Here is a 16875-nt window from a genome sequence, read left to right as displayed (position 1 = left end):
GCGTGAACCTCGGTTCAATTTTTTATTGTTGTCGCGGGCCGTGGTTGCTGCCCGCGCTATCTCCATTACGCTTTTTTGAGGACAGCGTAATAGAACCCATCCATGTCTTCCTGACCAGGCAGGATTTGTCGGCCCGGTTGCTCAGGTGTGCCGGTTTCCAATGTCGCATCTGATGCGCGGGCGAGGAAAGCTTTCACCTGCTCTGCGTTTTCTTGCGGGGTGACCGAGCAAGTCGCATAGACCAGCGTACCACCAGATTTCAGCTGCGCCCACATTGCATCAATAATTTCAGACTGCAGCGACACTAACTGGTCGATATCGTCTGCGCGGCGAAGCCACTTGATGTCCGGATGGCGGCGAATAACACCCGTTGCCGAACAAGGTGCGTCGAGCAGAATACGATCAAACTGCTCACCCTGCCACCATTCGCCTGGAGTGCGGGCATCGCCACAAATCACCTGCGCGTCGAGCTTCAGGCGTTTTAGGTTTTCTTCCACGCGGGTAAGACGGGTGGCATCCACATCCATTGCAACAACCTTTGCGGTTGGTTCGTGCTCCAGGATGTGACAGGTTTTCCCGCCTGGCGCAGCGCAGCAATCAAGGATGAGATCGCCTGCTTGAGGCTGGAGGTAGTCAACCGACAGCTGCGCGGCAGCGTCCTGCACGGAGACCCAGCCTTCTGAAAAGCCTGGTAGGGCAGTGACATCACAAGGCGTTGCCAGTTTCAGTGCATCTCCCGCTTCAGGATGTATTGCGGTCTCAATGCCTGCCCCATCCAAAAGGTCTTTGTAAGCATCGCGGGTGTGGTGAGTGCGGTTAACACGCAGCCACATCGGCGCTTTTTCATGGTTAGCTTCAACCACCTGCTCCCATTGCTCCGGATAAGCTTTTTGTAGCAGTTTCAACAACCAGCCAGGGTGACCGTACTTACCGGCGTCGTGCGCAACAGCGGCGGCATCTAAAGCTTCCTGATTACGTTGGTAATTACGTAGCACGGCATTGATAAGGCCACGGAGTTGAGGTTTTTTCAACACCTTGGTGGCATTCACGGTTTCAGCAACCGCCGCGTGGGCTGGAATACGCATATAGCTGAGCTGGTACAGGCCAACCAAAATCAAATGATGGAAAACGCGTTGCTTGCCTTTAAGTGGCTTGTCCATCAGAGATTGGGTGATGGATTCGAGACGCGGCAGCCAGCGCAGCACACCGTAGCAGATCTCCTGCAGCAGGGCGCCATCGCGCGGGGCGACTTTTTGTTGGGCAGGCGGCAGGGCGGCTGACAGGGATTGTCCTTGGTCGACAACCTGATAAATAACCTGTGCAGCGACAGCTCTAACGTTCATGAATATACCTCAGTGTTTGCTCACGTGAATGCGAGCCACTAAAAAAGGCCAGCAAGCTGGCCTTCTCAATTACAGTTGGGTGCCAGGTTCAAACCAGTCGCGGCGGGAGTTCAGAATGTCTGCCGCGCTCATGGCTTTTTTGCCCGGGGGCTGGATGGATGTCAGGCGCAGCACGCCTTCTCCGGTTGCCACCCGGATACCTTTCTTGTCCGCTGACAAAATGGTGCCTGGCGCTTTGCCGCTATCCTCCGGTTCGGCCTCGGCATCCCAGACTTTGATGTTGTTGTCCGCCACAGGGAAGTGACTCATCGGCCATGGGTTAAAAGCGCGGATGCAACGTTCAATCGCGTCTGCGCTCATGGTCCAGTCGATTTGTGCTTCTTCTTTGCTGAGTTTTTTCGCGTAGTTGGCAAGCTCATCGTCCTGCTTTTCAGCAACGGCTTTGCCAGAAGCGATATCATTCAGACATTCCACCAAGGCTTCAGGGCCCATATCCGCTAGTCTTTCATAAAGCGTGGCACTGGTTTCTTTGGCGTCGATGTTCAGGGTTGCGATTTTCAGCATATCGCCGGTATCCAGACCCTCATCCATCTGCATGATGGTGACGCCTGTCTCTGCATCGCCCGCCCAGATTGAGCGTTGGATAGGTGCAGCGCCACGCCAGCGTGGCAGGATAGAACCGTGAACATTGATACAGCCAAGGCGAGGTGTGTCTAGCACCACTTTAGGTAGCAGCAGGCCATATGCCACTACAACCATGATGTCCGCACCAATGGCAGCTAGCTCTTGCTGCGCGTCTTCCGCTTTCAGGCTTGCTGGTTGATAAACAGAAATGTTGTGTTCCTGCGCCAGTAGCTTGACTGGGCTGGCAGTCAATTTCTTACCACGGCCCGCCGGACGGTCAGGCTGGGTATAAACTGCTACCACTTCGTGGTGTGAACACAACAACGCCGCCAGGTGACGGGCGGCGAAATCCGGCGTACCGGCAAATACGATTTTCAATGAGTCGCTCAAGGAAACCTCAGCTGGCTTTTTGGTTAGCGCGTTTGATTTTTTCCTGCTTCTGTTTGATGCGCTGTTGCTTCAGGGGCGACAGGTAATCAACAAACAGTTTGCCTTCAAGGTGGTCCAGTTCGTGCTGAACACAGATAGCCAGAAGATCATCCGCTTCGAATTGGTATTCGTTGCCATCGCGATCCAGTGCTTTCACTGTCACTTCAGATGCTCGGGATACCAGTGCGCGTGCACCAGGAACAGACAGACAACCTTCTTCGATGCCATCTTCACCGCGCTTCTCAAGAATTTCAGGGTTGATCAGCACCATAGGCTCATCACGGGTTTCTGAAATATCAATCACGACGATACGCTGGTGGATGTCCACTTGGGTAGCAGCAAGGCCAATGCCTTCTTCGTCGTACATGGTTTCCAGCATGTCATCAACAATAGTCTGGATCTCTGGTGTGACGCTTTCTACCGGTTTCGCCACCGTGCGTAGGCGATCGTCCGGGAAGGTCAAAACCTGTAATACACTCATAAACGTCTCTTAAATATGTTGAACTGCGCCGTATCCGGCTTCGGTAATTGGGCTAATTCTAGACATTTTGCTATTCAAATGACAGCATCCAAATCGAAAGTACGCTTTTGGAGACAAGGGATGTTTAAAAAGCTTATCATTTTTTGTCTGGCGCTGGGGCTGCCAGGCGTGATAGCTGCGTCAGAAGTGCGTTTGAGCGCTGATGCGCCTGAAAACTATATAGTGAAAAAAGGCGATACCCTTTGGGATATTGCGGGTCTTTATCTTGAAAAATCTTGGCACTGGCCGACGCTTTGGCAACACAATCCGGCAATCAAAAATCCTCATCTTATCTATCCGGGCGACAAACTTCGCCTGAGCTGGCTTGATGGCAAACCTGCGCTCTCTTATACGGCAGGGGCTAACCGTACTGACTCGACCCCTATCAACAGCACTTCACCATCGGTTCTGCGCCAATTCTTGACCTATGACACCCTCATTCATGAGCGTGAGTATTTGCTCGCTCCGCGAGTATTGGGCACGCAGGAAGGATGGAGTTACATCTCTAAACGCACGCCGTTTTTTGTTGATAAGTCTTTAGACAGTGAAGAGTGGTTTATTTATCGCACTGTGACGGATTTCCAGCGGGAAAAGGGTGATGCAATGATTCGCATGATAAGCCTCAAGAAAGTCGGTGAAGCCAAGCTGGTGCGCTCGCTCGATGATATTGCTGAGATGAAGCTGACCCGCCAAAACCAGGAAATCAAACCTAACGATATTCTATTGCCTGCGCTTGGTGCGAAAACCGGAGAGATTTTCCACCCCAAACCCGCACCTGATGGTGTTGAAGGCAGGATGATCGGGCACCTTTATGGCAGTAACTATGTCGGACACCGCCAAATCGTGGTGGTCGATCTGGGTGAGCAGGACGGCCTGAATGAAGGGCATACCTTGTCTGTGGTGGTGCCGGGCGCGGCAATGAAAGGCTCCAAGGGTGATATGCGCTACGACAGCGACATCGACAATGCGAGCGGCGACGTGCTGAAAATATTGCCATCAACATCGACAGGCACCCTGTTGGTTATCCGCAGTTATCCTTTCTTTAGCCTTGCTATGGTGGTGGAAGCTGATAAGCCGCTGAAAGCGGACATGCCAGTCATCGCAGCGGAAGGATAAGATGTCTCGCGAGCTTGAGTGGTGGCTTAGGCTCGCCGCCGTTCCCCGCCTCGGTAGTCAGGCAGTCAGTAAGATCATCAGTCGGCACCCACCGCATAAACTGGAATCGCTTGAGGAGATAGAACTCGCCGCACTTGGTTTAAAGTCCACTCAGATACAGGCGCTGCGGCAACCTGACTTTTCCATCATCGACAAATGCCTGACCTGGGCATCAGCACCGGGCAGGCACATTATTTCCCTGACTGATTCCCGCTATCCTTACCTGTTGAAGCAAATTAGTGGCGCGCCCCCTCTTTTATTTGTCGATGGTGATCCCCATATACTGTCACTACCGCAACTCGCGATAGTCGGTAGTCGTCATGCATCCAATGATGGCTTGTCACTGGCGCATGCGTTTGCCAAAGAGCTGGCAGCCCATGATGTGGTTGTAACCAGCGGGTTAGCTCTGGGGATTGATGGTCGTGCTCACCGCGGTGCACTCGATGGCAAAGGGAAAACTATTGCTGTGTTGGGCTCGGGACTTGAGAAAATTTATCCAGCCAGACACCGTCAACTGTCTGACGATATCAGGGATAATGGTGCTCTGGTGTCAGAGCTTTGGCCCTGGTCACCGCCAAAACCAGCATTTTTCCCGAGACGAAATCGTATTATCAGCGGTCTATCTGCAGGAGTGCTGGTGGTGGAGGCAGCAATGAAGAGTGGTTCGCTGATCACCGCTAGGCTGGCGCTTGAACAAGGGCGAGATGTCTTTGCTTTACCGGGCTCTATCCATAACCCGCATGCGAAAGGCAGTAACGGCTTGATAAAGCAGGGTGCTTTTCTGGTGGAGTCGGTAGACGAGATTTTAGAGCAGGTTGGCGCATTGGCCGGTTGCGCAATTAACCACCAGTTGGAGGTCGCTCAGGCCCAAGTTTTGCAAGAAGAATTGCCATTTCCTGAACTGTTGGCTAACGTAGGAAATGAAGCAAGATGTGTCGATGTGCTTGCAGAGATCTGCGATGAACCCGTTCACGAAATCATGATGCAGTTGTTAGAACTTGAGCTACAGGGGCTGGTAACAGCGGTACCCGGTGGTTATGTCAGAACGAGGAGGGGATAGCCATGATGGACATCTTAATGTACCTGTTTGAAACCTATATCCACAGCGATGTTGAGTTGATGGTGGATCAGGACGAACTGGCTGATGAACTCTCCAGAGCTGGATTTCATCAAGACGATATATACAAAGCGCTGAACTGGCTTGAAAAGCTGGCGCTACTTCAAGACGCCGACAAAACCCCATACCTTACTGGCGGTGCGCTCACTTCTGTTCGTATCTACACTCCGAAAGAGATGGATCGACTGGATACTGAGAGCCGAGGTTTTCTGACTTTCCTCGAGCAAATTAGTGTATTGAGTCCTGAAACCCGTGAAATGGTGATTGACCGTGTTATGGAGCTCGATACGCAGGAATTTGTGCTGGAAGATCTGAAATGGGTGATCCTGATGGTGCTGTTTAACGTGCCCGGTAACGAGAGCGCGTACGATCAAATGGAAGAGTTACTTTACAGCACAGCGGAAGATGAATACCTTCACTGATTTGAGGTTGGTCTGTTTTGGCTGGAAAAATTGACGATTCCCTTTTCAGCGCTCATGAACATGCGCTGGAAAATGAAGAGCGCTGCCCACAATGTGGCAGCGCTCTTGTTATCAAACACAGTAAACGTGGCCCTTTCAAAGCGTGTACTGGCTATCCGGCTTGTGATTTCATCGAGTCACTGAACCACAATGACGGACACATAGTTAAAGAGCTTGGCATGCCGTGTCCGGAATGTGGCAACGAGTTGGTGCTCCGCCAAGGGCGCTTCGGTATGTTTATCGGCTGCTCGGCGTATCCGGAATGCCAACATATCGAAAAGCGCGATCAGGAACCTGAAGCGGAAACTATGGACATCAGCTGTCCTGAGTGCCGCAAAGGAAAACTTCACGAGAAGAAATCGCGTTTTGGTAAAGCCTTCTATGCCTGTGACGCTTACCCGAAATGCAAATTCGCCGTGAACCTTAAGCCCATCAAGGGCAACTGTGAGGTTTGCGGATATCCGCTTCTGCTGGAGAAAAAACTGGCGGCGGGCATCGTGAAAGTCTGTGCGGATAAAAAGTGTCAACACAAACAGGGGCAATGACCCAAAGTCGACTTGTTTGGTTTTAGAAAAAAGAAAAGCCGCTAGCAGCGGCTTTTCTCGTTTTGGGCTTGGTTCATTCAGCTTAATGTTTCTGCGGCACTTTGAAGGGCGGGAAACTCAGTGTCGTCCATGTGTTTGGCGACTTCTTGAAGTGCTTCACCTAACGCCTTTGCATTGCCTGCGCACAGGTTGATGTGGCCAATTTTACGGCCCGGTCGCGGCGCTTTGTCGTACCAATGCACATGCGCCAGTCCCATGACACCTGTCGGGACAGTCACTTCACCGACGATGTTGATCATCGCAGTCGGACGGATGCGTTTGGCACTGCCAAGCGGTAAGCCACAGACTGCGCGAAGATGGTTCTCAAACTGGCAGACCTCAGCACCTTGCTGTGTCCAGTGACCGGAGTTATGCACGCGCGGCGCTATCTCGTTTACTTTCAGGTTGCCGCCGACATCAAAAAATTCAATCGCCAGTACGCCGACATAATCCAGTGTGTCTGCCACCGCTTTAAACATGGCTTCAGCCTGCGCCTGTACTGCATCATTGTCACCGGCTGCCACCGACACGCTCAAGATACCGTTGGTGTGGATATTCTCGGTCAGTGGGTAAATTTCCAAATCGCCTTTGGCATTGCGCGCACCGATTAATGACACTTCGCGGTCAAATGGCACAAATTCTTCGGCAATCACACACTGACGCGCACCTTGTGGAGAGGTTTTGAGGAACTGGTCGATATCCTGCCACACTGATTCAATATCTGAATCTGGCTTCAGGCGCCATTGGCCTTTGCCGTCATAGCCATCAAGGGCGCTTTTCAGGATGAGTGGAAGGCCAATGTTGGCGATTGCCTTGTCATAATCAGCGCGGGATTCAATCACCTGATAATGGGCATTGGCTACACCTGCTTTATCCAGCAATGCTTTTTCCAGGCGACGGTCACCACCGGTCAGGATGGCGGTTTCACCGGGGTAGAACTTACCGCTGGCCTGACAGACGTCCAGAACGTCCGGCGCGATGTGTTCAAACTCGGCAGTAATCACATCCGCATCGGCAATTCCGTTTTCCAGACCTTGCCCAAGTACTTCCAGCGTGACTGGGTGTACAAGGTTGCCGCTTCGCACATCGTACGCGCTAATCTTAAGATTTAGGGGGGCGCCTGCCAGCGCCATCATACGTGCCAGCTGTCCGGCACCGAGAACCAGCACATTCATGATTAATCTACCGATGGGTCAGAGTTAGCGAGAACGGTGTCTGTTTGGTTCTGACGGAAAGCGTCGACCTTCGCCATCAGTTCTGCATCATTGGTGGCCAAGATTTGCGCTGCAAGCAGACCGGCATTCGCGGCACCCGCATCACCAATCGCCAGCGTACCGACTGCCACACCTTTTGGCATTTGAACGATAGAAAGTAGCGAATCCATCCCTTTCAGTGCTTTTGACTGAACCGGTACACCCAGTACAGGAAGGCTTGTAAATGCAGCGGTCATCCCAGGTAGGTGAGCAGCACCACCTGCGCCAGCAATAATCACTTTCAGGCCACGTGAAGCAGCTTCGCTGGCATAATCTGCGAGCAGGCCAGGAGTGCGGTGGGCGGAAACCACTTTGGTTTCGTAGGCAACGCTGAAGTGATCCAGCATATCTGCTGCGTTTTTCATGGTTGGCCAGTCTGACTTAGAACCCATGATGATGCCGACTTTCATAGTAACTCCTGTAAATGCTCGTTAACCGCTGAAACATGGAAAGTGGGCGCATTATATCGGCAAAAAGCGGTAAGGAAAACGTTTGCGTCAGTCTGTTTGCTGCTGTTTGGATGCCTGATATAAATGGGGCTGATAGAAAGTCTGTTTCGATTTGTGACAAAAGTGTTGAGAACGTCGGGTAAAGTTGGTCATAGTAAGCCGAATTTTTCGGGTAGAGGCAGGAGAAGAGCATTGGCGAATTTAGAACAATGCGTGGCAGCGTTGACGCGCGGGGAAGTTATCGCGTATCCCACAGAAGGGGTATTTGGTGTGGGTTGTGACCCAGATAGCCCAGCCGCTGTGCAGGCGCTTTTAGATGTAAAAGAGCGTGATAAGGCCAAAGGCCTCATTCTGATCGCAGCAGAGCTTTCCCAGTTAGACGGGTACATTGACTTCGATAGCCTGAGCGAAGAAGTGAAAGACGATGTTTTAGCAACCTGGCCGGGTCCTGTTACGTGGGTCATGCCAGCTGGCAAGAAGATCACCGACTGGGTGACTGGGCAGTTTGATACTGTCGCTGTGCGCGTTTCCGATCATCCGGATGTCCGCGAGCTGTGTCTTTCTTATGGCAAACCCATCACTTCAACCAGTGCAAACCTCAGCGGTGAAGAGCCGTGTCGCAGTTTGGCGGAAGTGGTAGAGCAATTGGGTAGCCGTGTGCCGAATGTTTTAGAAGGAAAAATTGGCGGACGTGATAAGCCCACCGAGATCCGAGATGCGCGTTCTGGTAAGGTGCTTCGTCAGGGCTAAATAAAAGTACAAGGAAATCACGTGGAGAATCAGAACCTTCCTCAGCAGGTTGATAAAGAGGCGGTTAAGCGCTTTTTGCTGTCGTTGCAGGACATGATATGTGCGGCGCTGGAAAAAGAAGACGGCGGTGCGACATTTGAGGAAGATGCCTGGGAGAGACCTGCGGGCGGCGGTGGTAAAAGCCGGGTGCTTCGCGATGGCTATGTATTTGAGCAGGCTGGCGTGAATTTCTCCCATGTGTTTGGGGACAAAATGCCGGGCTCGGCGACGGCGCACCGCCCTGAACTGGCAGGCAGAGGCTTTGAAGCCATGGGTGTGTCTTTGGTGGTGCATCCTAAAAACCCGAATGTTCCGACTTCCCACGCCAATGTCCGTTTCTTCATTGCCGAAAAAGAAGGGGAAGCCCCGGTTTGGTGGTTTGGTGGTGGCTTCGATCTCACGCCTTTCTATCCGGTAGAAGAAGATTGTGTTCACTGGCACCAGACGGCGAAGTCTATTTGTGCTCCCTTCGGTGCAGATGTTTATGCCGAGCACAAAGCTTGGTGTGATCGTTATTTCTTCCTTCCTCACCGTAACGAAACCCGTGGTGTCGGCGGTCTTTTCTTCGATGATTTGAACCAGTGGGGATTTGACGCGTCTTTCGATTACATTAAAGCCGTGGGTGAAGGTTACCTCGACGCTTACCTTCCGATCGTGCAGAAACGCAAAGACGCCGCTTACGGTGAACATGAGCGTGAATTCCAACTTTATCGCCGCGGGCGTTATGTTGAGTTTAATCTTGTCTACGATCGTGGCACTCTGTTTGGTCTGCAAAGCGGCGGACGGACAGAATCAATCCTGATGTCTATGCCACCACTGGTGCGCTGGGAGTATGGATTCGAGCCTGAGCCAGGGTCTGCTGAAGAGAAGCTCTACAAAGAGTTTTTGAAACCAAGGGAATGGTAATTCAAGGAAAACAAAGTCGTGGATAAATATGTCGTTGTCGGCAACCCGATCTCACACAGTAAGTCTCCTTTTATACACACCTTGTTTGCGCGCCAGACTGCGCAGGCAATGAATTATGAAACGCTCGAAGCGCCAATCGGTGGTTTTGAGGAAGCGGTAGCTGCCTTTTTTAACAGTGGCGGCAAAGGATGCAATGTCACTGTGCCTTTTAAAGAAGAGGCGTTTAAGTTGGCGACCATGCTGACCGAGCGGGCTAAGCTCGCTGGGGCGGTGAACACACTGAAAAAGCTCGATGATGGCGGCATACTCGGCGATAACACAGACGGGGAAGGCCTGGTGCAAGATCTGCTGAGTCACCATGTCCAACTCGAAGGCGCTAAAATTTTATTGCTTGGTGCAGGTGGCGCAGCGAGGGGAGTGATTCTTCCCTTACTGGCTCACGAGCCTGCACAACTGGTGATTGCTAACCGCACTGCAAGTAAAGCCGAGATACTGGCATCACTATTTGCGGATAATGGCAGTGTGTCGGCAACCAGCTTTGAATCGCTGGAAGGAGAGTTTGATGTGGTGGTGAATTCCACATCTGCCAGCCTTTCAGGAGAACACCCACAAATCTCAGCGACTGTGTTTGGCAGTCAAACCGTGGTTTATGACATGGTATATGGTTCAGGCGTGACCAGCAGTAACCGGTGGGCTCTGGATAACGGTGCCGCTCGTGTGATTGATGGATTGGGTATGCTGGTGGGACAAGCGGCGGAGAGTTTTACGATTTGGCGTGGTATCAGGCCGGGAACTGGACAGGTGCTGAGAGAGCTTCGCCGTAATCTTGCTGAATAGATGAAGTGCAGATGAACCAGAACATCCTTTTCCCTGACCTCCAAGAGGTCGATACTGAAAAATGCGCTGTCCGCTTTGATGCGCAGCAAGCAGGCTCCTTGATTGCCTGCTTTATCTCGATTGTTGATCTGGAAAAGAGAGAGCGAGTAGCTTTGAATACAGAAGAAGCGATTCTGGCAGCGTTTGCCGGGAATCGCTTCGATCTGGAAGAGTTAGCAGAAGAAGCCATTGAAGAGGAAGACTTCAATGCGTCCGGTGAGATCTGGGTGCGTTAACCTTCGAGCTCTGCGATGTACTCATTTTTCGTGACAACATAGTTATCAGACGATTTCTGCAAAAAAGCGCGTTCTGCTTCTTTCAAAGGGCGCGCTTGTTTTACCGGACTGCCCACATAGAGAAAACCAGACTCTAAACGTTTACCAGGCGGAACCAAACTGCCCGCACCCACCATGACTTCATCTTCTATTACAGCACCATCGAGAACAATCGCGCCCATGCCGACCAGCACTTTATTACCGATAGTGCAGCCATGCAGCATGACTTTGTGTCCGACAGTCACGTCATCACCGATGATCAGCGGATAGCCTCCTGGATTCTCTTTGTTCTTGTGGGTGACATGAAGAACAGAGCCATCCTGAATGTTAGACCGCTGGCCTATACGGATATGGTTAACGTCACCGCGGGCAGCAACCAAAGGCCAAATGCTTGCGTCATCTCCAAGGGTAATATCGCCAACCAATACAGAAGAAGGGTCGAGGTAAACGCGTTCACCGACTGTTGGAAAGATACCTTTATAGCTGCGAAGTACAGAAGACATAGAGAATTCCAAATAAGGATGATTGAAAACAGACTATCTTGATGCGGAAAAGAGTGCAATTCTTGTTCGTTTCAATGCACTTTAATGCCGTTTTGGGCGAAAAGTAATCGAACGCATCATTTTTCATAAAAAACCTCAAAAAAGCCCTTGCCAGAATTTCAGACCTCCCTATAATGCCGCCTCACCGACACGGAGAGCGGCTCCCACAGCGGAAACGCCCACTCAAATCGGTACGGCGAAGGCCTCAAAAATTGAGTTGAAATAAACGCTTGACGCGCTGTTTCGAATCAGTAAAATGACCGCCCGCTTCGAAGGGAAAATCACCCCGAGAGGCAAGTCAACAAGGTGTTTTGAGGGTTGCAAAAGCAACGCTGAAAAATCTCAAAATTTCTTCTTGACTTCATCGCCCGGCAGCGTAAAATTCGCAGCCCTGACGGTGAGAAGCGACGCTTCTTCAAGTCAACGTTCTTTAACAATTTGACCTATGCAATCTGTGTGGGCACTCGTGATTGATAGACAAAAGATTTATCGATGTTTACTGAGTGACCAAACGAAATAACTTCGGTTATATCGGCACAGTCAATTCGTTTTGCTTCTGCTTTTTTAAAAAGCGGAGACAAAACAACAACAGTATTTCATCGAGCCAAAAACTTTAATTGAAGAGTTTGATCATGGCTCAGATTGAACGCTGGCGGCAGGCCTAACACATGCAAGTCGAGCGGCAGCGACAATAAAGATTCTTCGGATGATTTATTGGGCGGCGAGCGGCGGACGGGTGAGTAATGGCTGGGAACCTGCCTGGTAGAGGGGGATAACCACTGGAAACGGTGGCTAATACCGCATGATGTCTTTGGACCAAAGAGGGGGACCTTATGGCCTCTCGCTACCGGATGGGCCCAGTTGGGATTAGCTAGTTGGTGGGGTAAAGGCTCACCAAGGCGACGATCCCTAGCTGGTTTGAGAGGATGATCAGCCACACTGGAACTGAGACACGGTCCAGACTCCTACGGGAGGCAGCAGTGGGGAATATTGCACAATGGGCGCAAGCCTGATGCAGCCATGCCGCGTGTGTGAAGAAGGCCTTCGGGTTGTAAAGCACTTTCAGCCGTGAGGAAGGCATTGTACTTAATACGTGCAGTGTTTGACGTTAGCGGCAGAAGAAGCACCGGCTAACTCCGTGCCAGCAGCCGCGGTAATACGGAGGGTGCGAGCGTTAATCGGAATTACTGGGCGTAAAGCGCATGCAGGCGGTCTGTTAAGCAAGATGTGAAAGCCCCGGGCTTAACCTGGGAAAGTCATTTTGAACTGGCAGGCTAGAGTCTTGTAGAGGGGGGTAGAATTTCAGGTGTAGCGGTGAAATGCGTAGAGATCTGAAGGAATACCGGTGGCGAAGGCGGCCCCCTGGACAAAGACTGACGCTCAGATGCGAAAGCGTGGGGAGCAAACAGGATTAGATACCCTGGTAGTCCACGCCGTAAACGATGTCTACTTGGAGGCTGTAGTCTAGAACTGTGGCTTTCGGAGCTAACGCGTTAAGTAGACCGCCTGGGGAGTACGGTCGCAAGATTAAAACTCAAATGAATTGACGGGGGCCCGCACAAGCGGTGGAGCATGTGGTTTAATTCGATGCAACGCGAAGAACCTTACCTACTCTTGACATCCACAGAAGCCGGAAGAGATTCTGGTGTGCCTTCGGGAACTGTGAGACAGGTGCTGCATGGCTGTCGTCAGCTCGTGTTGTGAAATGTTGGGTTAAGTCCCGCAACGAGCGCAACCCTTATCCTTGTTTGCCAGCCTTCGAGTGGGAACTCCAGGGAGACTGCCGGTGATAAACCGGAGGAAGGTGGGGACGACGTCAAGTCATCATGGCCCTTACGAGTAGGGCTACACACGTGCTACAATGGCATATACAGAGGGCAGCGAGGCAGCGATGTGAAGCGAATCCCAGAAAGTATGTCGTAGTCCGGATTGGAGTCTGCAACTCGACTCCATGAAGTCGGAATCGCTAGTAATCGTGGATCAGAATGCCACGGTGAATACGTTCCCGGGCCTTGTACACACCGCCCGTCACACCATGGGAGTGGGCTGCACCAGAAGTAGATAGCTTAACCTTCGGGAGGGCGTTTACCACGGTGTGGTTCATGACTGGGGTGAAGTCGTAACAAGGTAGCCCTAGGGGAACCTGGGGCTGGATCACCTCCTTAACGATACTATTGATGCCAGTGTCCACACAGATTGCTACGGTCGAAATGTAAAGAAACGATGTGTCCCATTCGTCTAGAGGCCTAGGACACCGCCCTTTCACGGCGGTAACAGGGGTTCGACTCCCCTATGGGACGCCACTTATTAAACGCATTCATTGAGTGTGATTAGAAAGTGGTGCTTCGAAAGAACATCGCATTGCTCTTTAAAAATCTGGAAAGCTGACTAAACAAACTGATTCAGTTTGTTTGTAAAAGTTCTCAAATGTTGATTCTTCGGAATTAACACCAAACACATTCAAGTGTTCTTGGTTTCATCCTTCTCCTGAAGTGATGAACAATATTTGAGTCCGGCGAAATCGTTCATCGCTTTATGTTTCCGCTTTTTAAGAAAAAGCAGAGGCAAAAAGGGTGAACATGTTCTTATAAGAACACCTTGGTTGTTTAAACCTACGAAACCTCTTGGGGTTGTATGGTTAAGTGACTAAGCGTACACGGTGGATGCCTTGGCAGTCAGAGGCGATGAAGGACGTAGTAACTTGCGATAAGCCCAGATAAGGCAGTAACAGCCATTTGAATCTGGGATGTCCGAATGGGGAAACCCACTGGCATAAGCCAGTATCCCACACTGAATACATAGGTGTGTGGAGGCGAACTCGGGGAACTGAAACATCTAAGTACCCGAAGGAAAAGAAATCAATTGAGATTCCGGCAGTAGCGGCGAGCGACCCCGGATTAGCCCTTAAGCGTTTTATGAGTTAGTGGAAGCCTCTGGAAAGTGGCGCGATACAGGGTGATAGCCCCGTACACGACGGCTTGTTTAACGTGAAAACGAGTAGGACGGGACACGTGTTATCTTGTCTGAAGATGGGGGGACCATCCTCCAAGGCTAAATACTCCTGACTGACCGATAGTGAACCAGTACCGTGAGGGAAAGGCGAAAAGAACCCCTGTGAGGGGAGTGAAACAGAACCTGAAACCGTGTACGTACAAGCAGTGGGAGCCTACGTGTTAGGTGACTGCGTACCTTTTGTATAATGGGTCAGCGACTTACGTTATGTAGCAAGGTTAACCGCATAGGGGAGCCGTAGGGAAACCGAGTCTTAACTGGGCGAATGAGTTGCATGACGTAGACCCGAAACCGAGTGATCTAGCCATGGGCAGGTTGAAGATTGAGTAACATCAATTGGAGGACCGAACCGACTAATGTTGAAAAATTAGCGGATGACTTGTGGCTAGGGGTGAAAGGCCAATCAAACTCGGAGATAGCTGGTTCTCCCCGAAAGCTATTTAGGTAGCGCCTCGGACGAATACTACTGGGGGTAGAGCACTGTTAAGGCTAGGGGGTCATCCCGACTTACCAACCCTTTGCAAACTCCGAATACCAGTAAGTACTATCCGGGAGACACACGGCGGGTGCTAACGTCCGTCGTGGAGAGGGAAACAACCCAGACCGCCAGCTAAGGTCCCCAAGTTATCGCTAAGTGGGAAACGATGTGGGAAGGCTCAGACAGCCAGGATGTTGGCTTAGAAGCAGCCATCATTTAAAGAAAGCGTAATAGCTCACTGGTCGAGTCGGCCTGCGCGGAAGATGTAACGGGGCTAAGCGATACACCGAAGCTGCGGCAGATATTTATATCTGGGTAGGGGAGCGTTCTGTAAGCCGTAGAAGGTGGTCTGTAAGGGCTGCTGGAGGTATCAGAAGTGCGAATGCTGACATGAGTAACGACAAAGGGGGTGAAAAACCTCCTCGCCGGAAGACCAAGGGTTCCTGTCCAACGTTAATCGGGGCAGGGTAAGTCGGCCCCTAAGGCGAGGCCGAAAGGCGTAGTCGATGGGAAACGGGTTAATATTCCCGTACTGCTGATAACTGCGATGGGGGGACGGAGAAGGCTAGGTGGGCCTCGCGACGGTTGTCGAGGTTCAAGTGCGTAGGTGGGTGTCTTAGGCAAATCCGGGACGCTATACACTGAGACACGATGTCGAGTCACTACGGTGATGAAGTCATTGATGCCATGCTTCCGGGAAAAGCCTCTAAGCTTCAGGTTATCAGGAACCGTACCCCAAACCGACACAGGTGGTCGGGTAGAGAATACCAAGGCGCTTGAGAGAACTCGGGTGAAGGAACTAGGCAAAATGGTACCGTAACTTCGGGAGAAGGTACGCTGCCCATGGTGAAGTCCCTTGCGGATGGAGCTGAGGGCAGTCGCAGATACCAGGTGGCTGCAACTGTTTATTAAAAACATAGCACTGTGCAAAATCGAAAGATGACGTATACGGTGTGACGCCTGCCCGGTGCCGGAAGGTTAATTGATGGGGTTAGACTTCGGTCGAAGCTCTTGATCGAAGCCCCGGTAAACGGCGGCCGTAACTATAACGGTCCTAAGGTAGCGAAATTCCTTGTCGGGTAAGTTCCGACCTGCACGAATGGCGTAATGATGGCCACGCTGTCTCCACCCGAGACTCAGTGAAATTGAAATCGCAGTGAAGATGCTGTGTACCCGCGGCTAGACGGAAAGACCCCGTGAACCTTTACTACAGCTTGGCACTGAACATTGAGCCTACATGTGTAGGATAGGTGGGAGGCTTTGAAACACAGACGCCAGTTTGTGTGGAGCCGACCTTGAAATACCACCCTTGTATGTTTGATGTTCTAACTTAGGCCCCTTATCGGGGTTGAGGACAGTGCCTGGTGGGTAGTTTGACTGGGGCGGTCTCCTCCCAAAGCGTAACGGAGGAGCACGAAGGTGGGCTAATCACGGTCGGACATCGTGAGGTTAGTGCAATGGCATAAGCCCGCTTGACTGCGAGAATGACGGTTCGAGCAGGTGCGAAAGCAGGTCATAGTGATCCGGTGGTTCTGAATGGAAGGGCCATCGCTCAACGGATAAAAGGTACTCCGGGGATAACAGGCTGATACCGCCCAAGAGTTCATATCGACGGCGGTGTTTGGCACCTCGATGTCGGCTCATCACATCCTGGGGCTGAAGTCGGTCCCAAGGGTATGGCTGTTCGCCATTTAAAGTGGTACGCGAGCTGGGTTTAGAACGTCGTGAGACAGTTCGGTCCCTATCTGCCGTGGGCGTTGGATGATTGAGAGGGGCTGCTCCTAGTACGAGAGGACCGGAGTGGACGAACCTCTGGTGTTCGGGTTGTCACGCCAGTGGCATTGCCCGGTAGCTAAGTTCGGCATCGATAACCGCTGAAAGCATCTAAGCGGGAAGCGAGCCTCAAGATGAGTCATCCCTAGGACTTAAAGTCCTCTAAAGGGTTGTTGGAGACGACGACGTAGATAGGTCAGGTGTGTAAGCGCTGCGAGGCGTTGAGCTAACTGATACTAATTGCCCGTGAGGCTTAACCATACAACACCCAAGGGGTTTTGACGGACTC

General features: G+C 51.6%; 14 protein-coding genes, 1 tRNA gene and 2 rRNA genes. 11 read left to right on the top strand and 6 right to left on the bottom strand.

Features of this window, described 5'->3' with window-relative positions:
* Positions 1-65: 65 nt before the first annotated feature.
* From rsmB to def, 3 genes are all read right to left on the bottom strand, one after another.
* Positions 66-1343, bottom strand: a complete 1278-nt coding sequence (rsmB, locus tag VP504_RS11255) for a 16S rRNA (cytosine(967)-C(5))-methyltransferase RsmB (protein ID WP_325891240.1) — start codon at positions 1341-1343, stop codon at positions 66-68.
* Positions 1344-1412: 69 nt separating this feature from the next.
* Positions 1413-2357 carry a methionyl-tRNA formyltransferase gene (fmt, locus tag VP504_RS11250; RefSeq protein ID WP_325891239.1) on the bottom strand — a complete coding sequence of 315 codons (945 nt, stop codon included), beginning with the start codon at positions 2355-2357 and terminating at the stop codon, positions 1413-1415.
* Between the two features lie 7 nt (positions 2358-2364).
* Positions 2365-2877: a peptide deformylase gene (gene def / locus VP504_RS11245; RefSeq protein ID WP_325891238.1), complete on the bottom strand. Its 513-nt coding sequence runs from the start codon at positions 2875-2877 to the stop codon at positions 2365-2367.
* A gap of 120 nt (positions 2878-2997) precedes the next feature.
* On the opposite strand from def, the gene VP504_RS11240 reads away from it, so the two are divergent.
* From VP504_RS11240 to VP504_RS11225, 4 genes are read left to right on the top strand one after another with little or no spacing between them, the layout of a single operon-like run.
* Positions 2998-4032: a LysM peptidoglycan-binding domain-containing protein gene (locus VP504_RS11240; RefSeq protein WP_325891237.1), complete on the top strand. Its 1035-nt coding sequence runs from the start codon at positions 2998-3000 to the stop codon at positions 4030-4032.
* 1 nt (position 4033) lies between these two features.
* Positions 4034-5131 carry a DNA-processing protein DprA gene (dprA, locus tag VP504_RS11235; RefSeq protein WP_325891235.1) on the top strand — a complete coding sequence of 366 codons (1098 nt, stop codon included), beginning with the start codon at positions 4034-4036 and terminating at the stop codon, positions 5129-5131.
* A gap of 2 nt (positions 5132-5133) precedes the next feature.
* Positions 5134-5610 (top strand): DUF494 family protein, encoded by a 477-nt coding sequence (locus tag VP504_RS11230; protein WP_062712307.1) that lies wholly within the window; start codon positions 5134-5136, stop codon positions 5608-5610.
* A 17-nt stretch (positions 5611-5627) separates the two neighbouring features.
* Positions 5628-6194, top strand: a complete 567-nt coding sequence (locus VP504_RS11225) for a DNA topoisomerase family protein (protein WP_325891233.1) — start codon at positions 5628-5630, stop codon at positions 6192-6194.
* A gap of 77 nt (positions 6195-6271) precedes the next feature.
* Here the strand turns inward: VP504_RS11225 and VP504_RS11220 are convergent, their stop codons facing one another.
* Both VP504_RS11220 and purE read right to left on the bottom strand, forming a co-directional pair.
* A complete protein-coding gene (locus tag VP504_RS11220) occupies positions 6272-7408 on the bottom strand; it encodes a 5-(carboxyamino)imidazole ribonucleotide synthase (RefSeq protein ID WP_325891232.1) in 1137 nt (378 codons plus the stop codon).
* A gap of 2 nt (positions 7409-7410) precedes the next feature.
* A complete protein-coding gene (gene purE / locus VP504_RS11215) occupies positions 7411-7896 on the bottom strand; it encodes a 5-(carboxyamino)imidazole ribonucleotide mutase (protein ID WP_325891231.1) in 486 nt (161 codons plus the stop codon).
* A gap of 231 nt (positions 7897-8127) precedes the next feature.
* On the opposite strand from purE, the gene VP504_RS11210 reads away from it, so the two are divergent.
* From VP504_RS11210 to VP504_RS11195, 4 genes are all read left to right on the top strand, one after another.
* Complete coding sequence (locus VP504_RS11210) at positions 8128-8685, top strand: Sua5/YciO/YrdC/YwlC family protein (protein ID WP_325891230.1); 558 nt, start codon at positions 8128-8130, stop codon at positions 8683-8685.
* Positions 8686-8778: 93 nt separating this feature from the next.
* Positions 8779-9630: an oxygen-dependent coproporphyrinogen oxidase gene (hemF, locus tag VP504_RS11205; RefSeq protein WP_325894037.1), complete on the top strand. Its 852-nt coding sequence runs from the start codon at positions 8779-8781 to the stop codon at positions 9628-9630.
* Positions 9631-9648: 18 nt separating this feature from the next.
* Complete coding sequence (aroE, locus tag VP504_RS11200) at positions 9649-10467, top strand: shikimate dehydrogenase (protein ID WP_325891229.1); 819 nt, start codon at positions 9649-9651, stop codon at positions 10465-10467.
* Between the two features lie 11 nt (positions 10468-10478).
* Positions 10479-10742, top strand: coding sequence for a DUF1488 domain-containing protein (locus VP504_RS11195; protein WP_251876898.1), 264 nt, complete (start codon positions 10479-10481; stop codon positions 10740-10742).
* On the opposite strand, the gene VP504_RS11190 is transcribed toward VP504_RS11195, so the two are convergent.
* Positions 10739-11284, bottom strand: a complete 546-nt coding sequence (locus VP504_RS11190; protein ID WP_325891227.1) for a gamma carbonic anhydrase family protein — start codon at positions 11282-11284, stop codon at positions 10739-10741. The two genes, VP504_RS11195 and VP504_RS11190, sit on opposite strands and share 4 nt — an antisense overlap.
* A gap of 653 nt (positions 11285-11937) precedes the next feature.
* On the opposite strand from VP504_RS11190, the gene VP504_RS11185 reads away from it, so the two are divergent.
* From VP504_RS11185 to VP504_RS11175, 3 genes are all read left to right on the top strand, one after another.
* A 16S ribosomal RNA gene (locus VP504_RS11185) occupies positions 11938-13488 on the top strand.
* A 62-nt stretch (positions 13489-13550) separates the two neighbouring features.
* Positions 13551-13626: transfer RNA gene (locus VP504_RS11180), tRNA-Glu, on the top strand.
* Positions 13627-13959: 333 nt separating this feature from the next.
* Positions 13960-16847: ribosomal RNA gene (locus tag VP504_RS11175) — 23S ribosomal RNA — on the top strand.
* Together the 16S and 23S rRNA genes with 1 tRNA gene alongside form the textbook arrangement of a ribosomal RNA operon.
* The last annotated feature ends 28 nt before the right edge of the window (positions 16848-16875 follow it).

The sequence above is a fragment of the Grimontia sp. NTOU-MAR1 genome (assembly GCF_035758505.1).
Taxonomy (GTDB): domain Bacteria; phylum Pseudomonadota; class Gammaproteobacteria; order Enterobacterales; family Vibrionaceae; genus Enterovibrio; species Enterovibrio marinus.
This window is presented reverse-complemented; position numbering and strand designations above follow the sequence as displayed.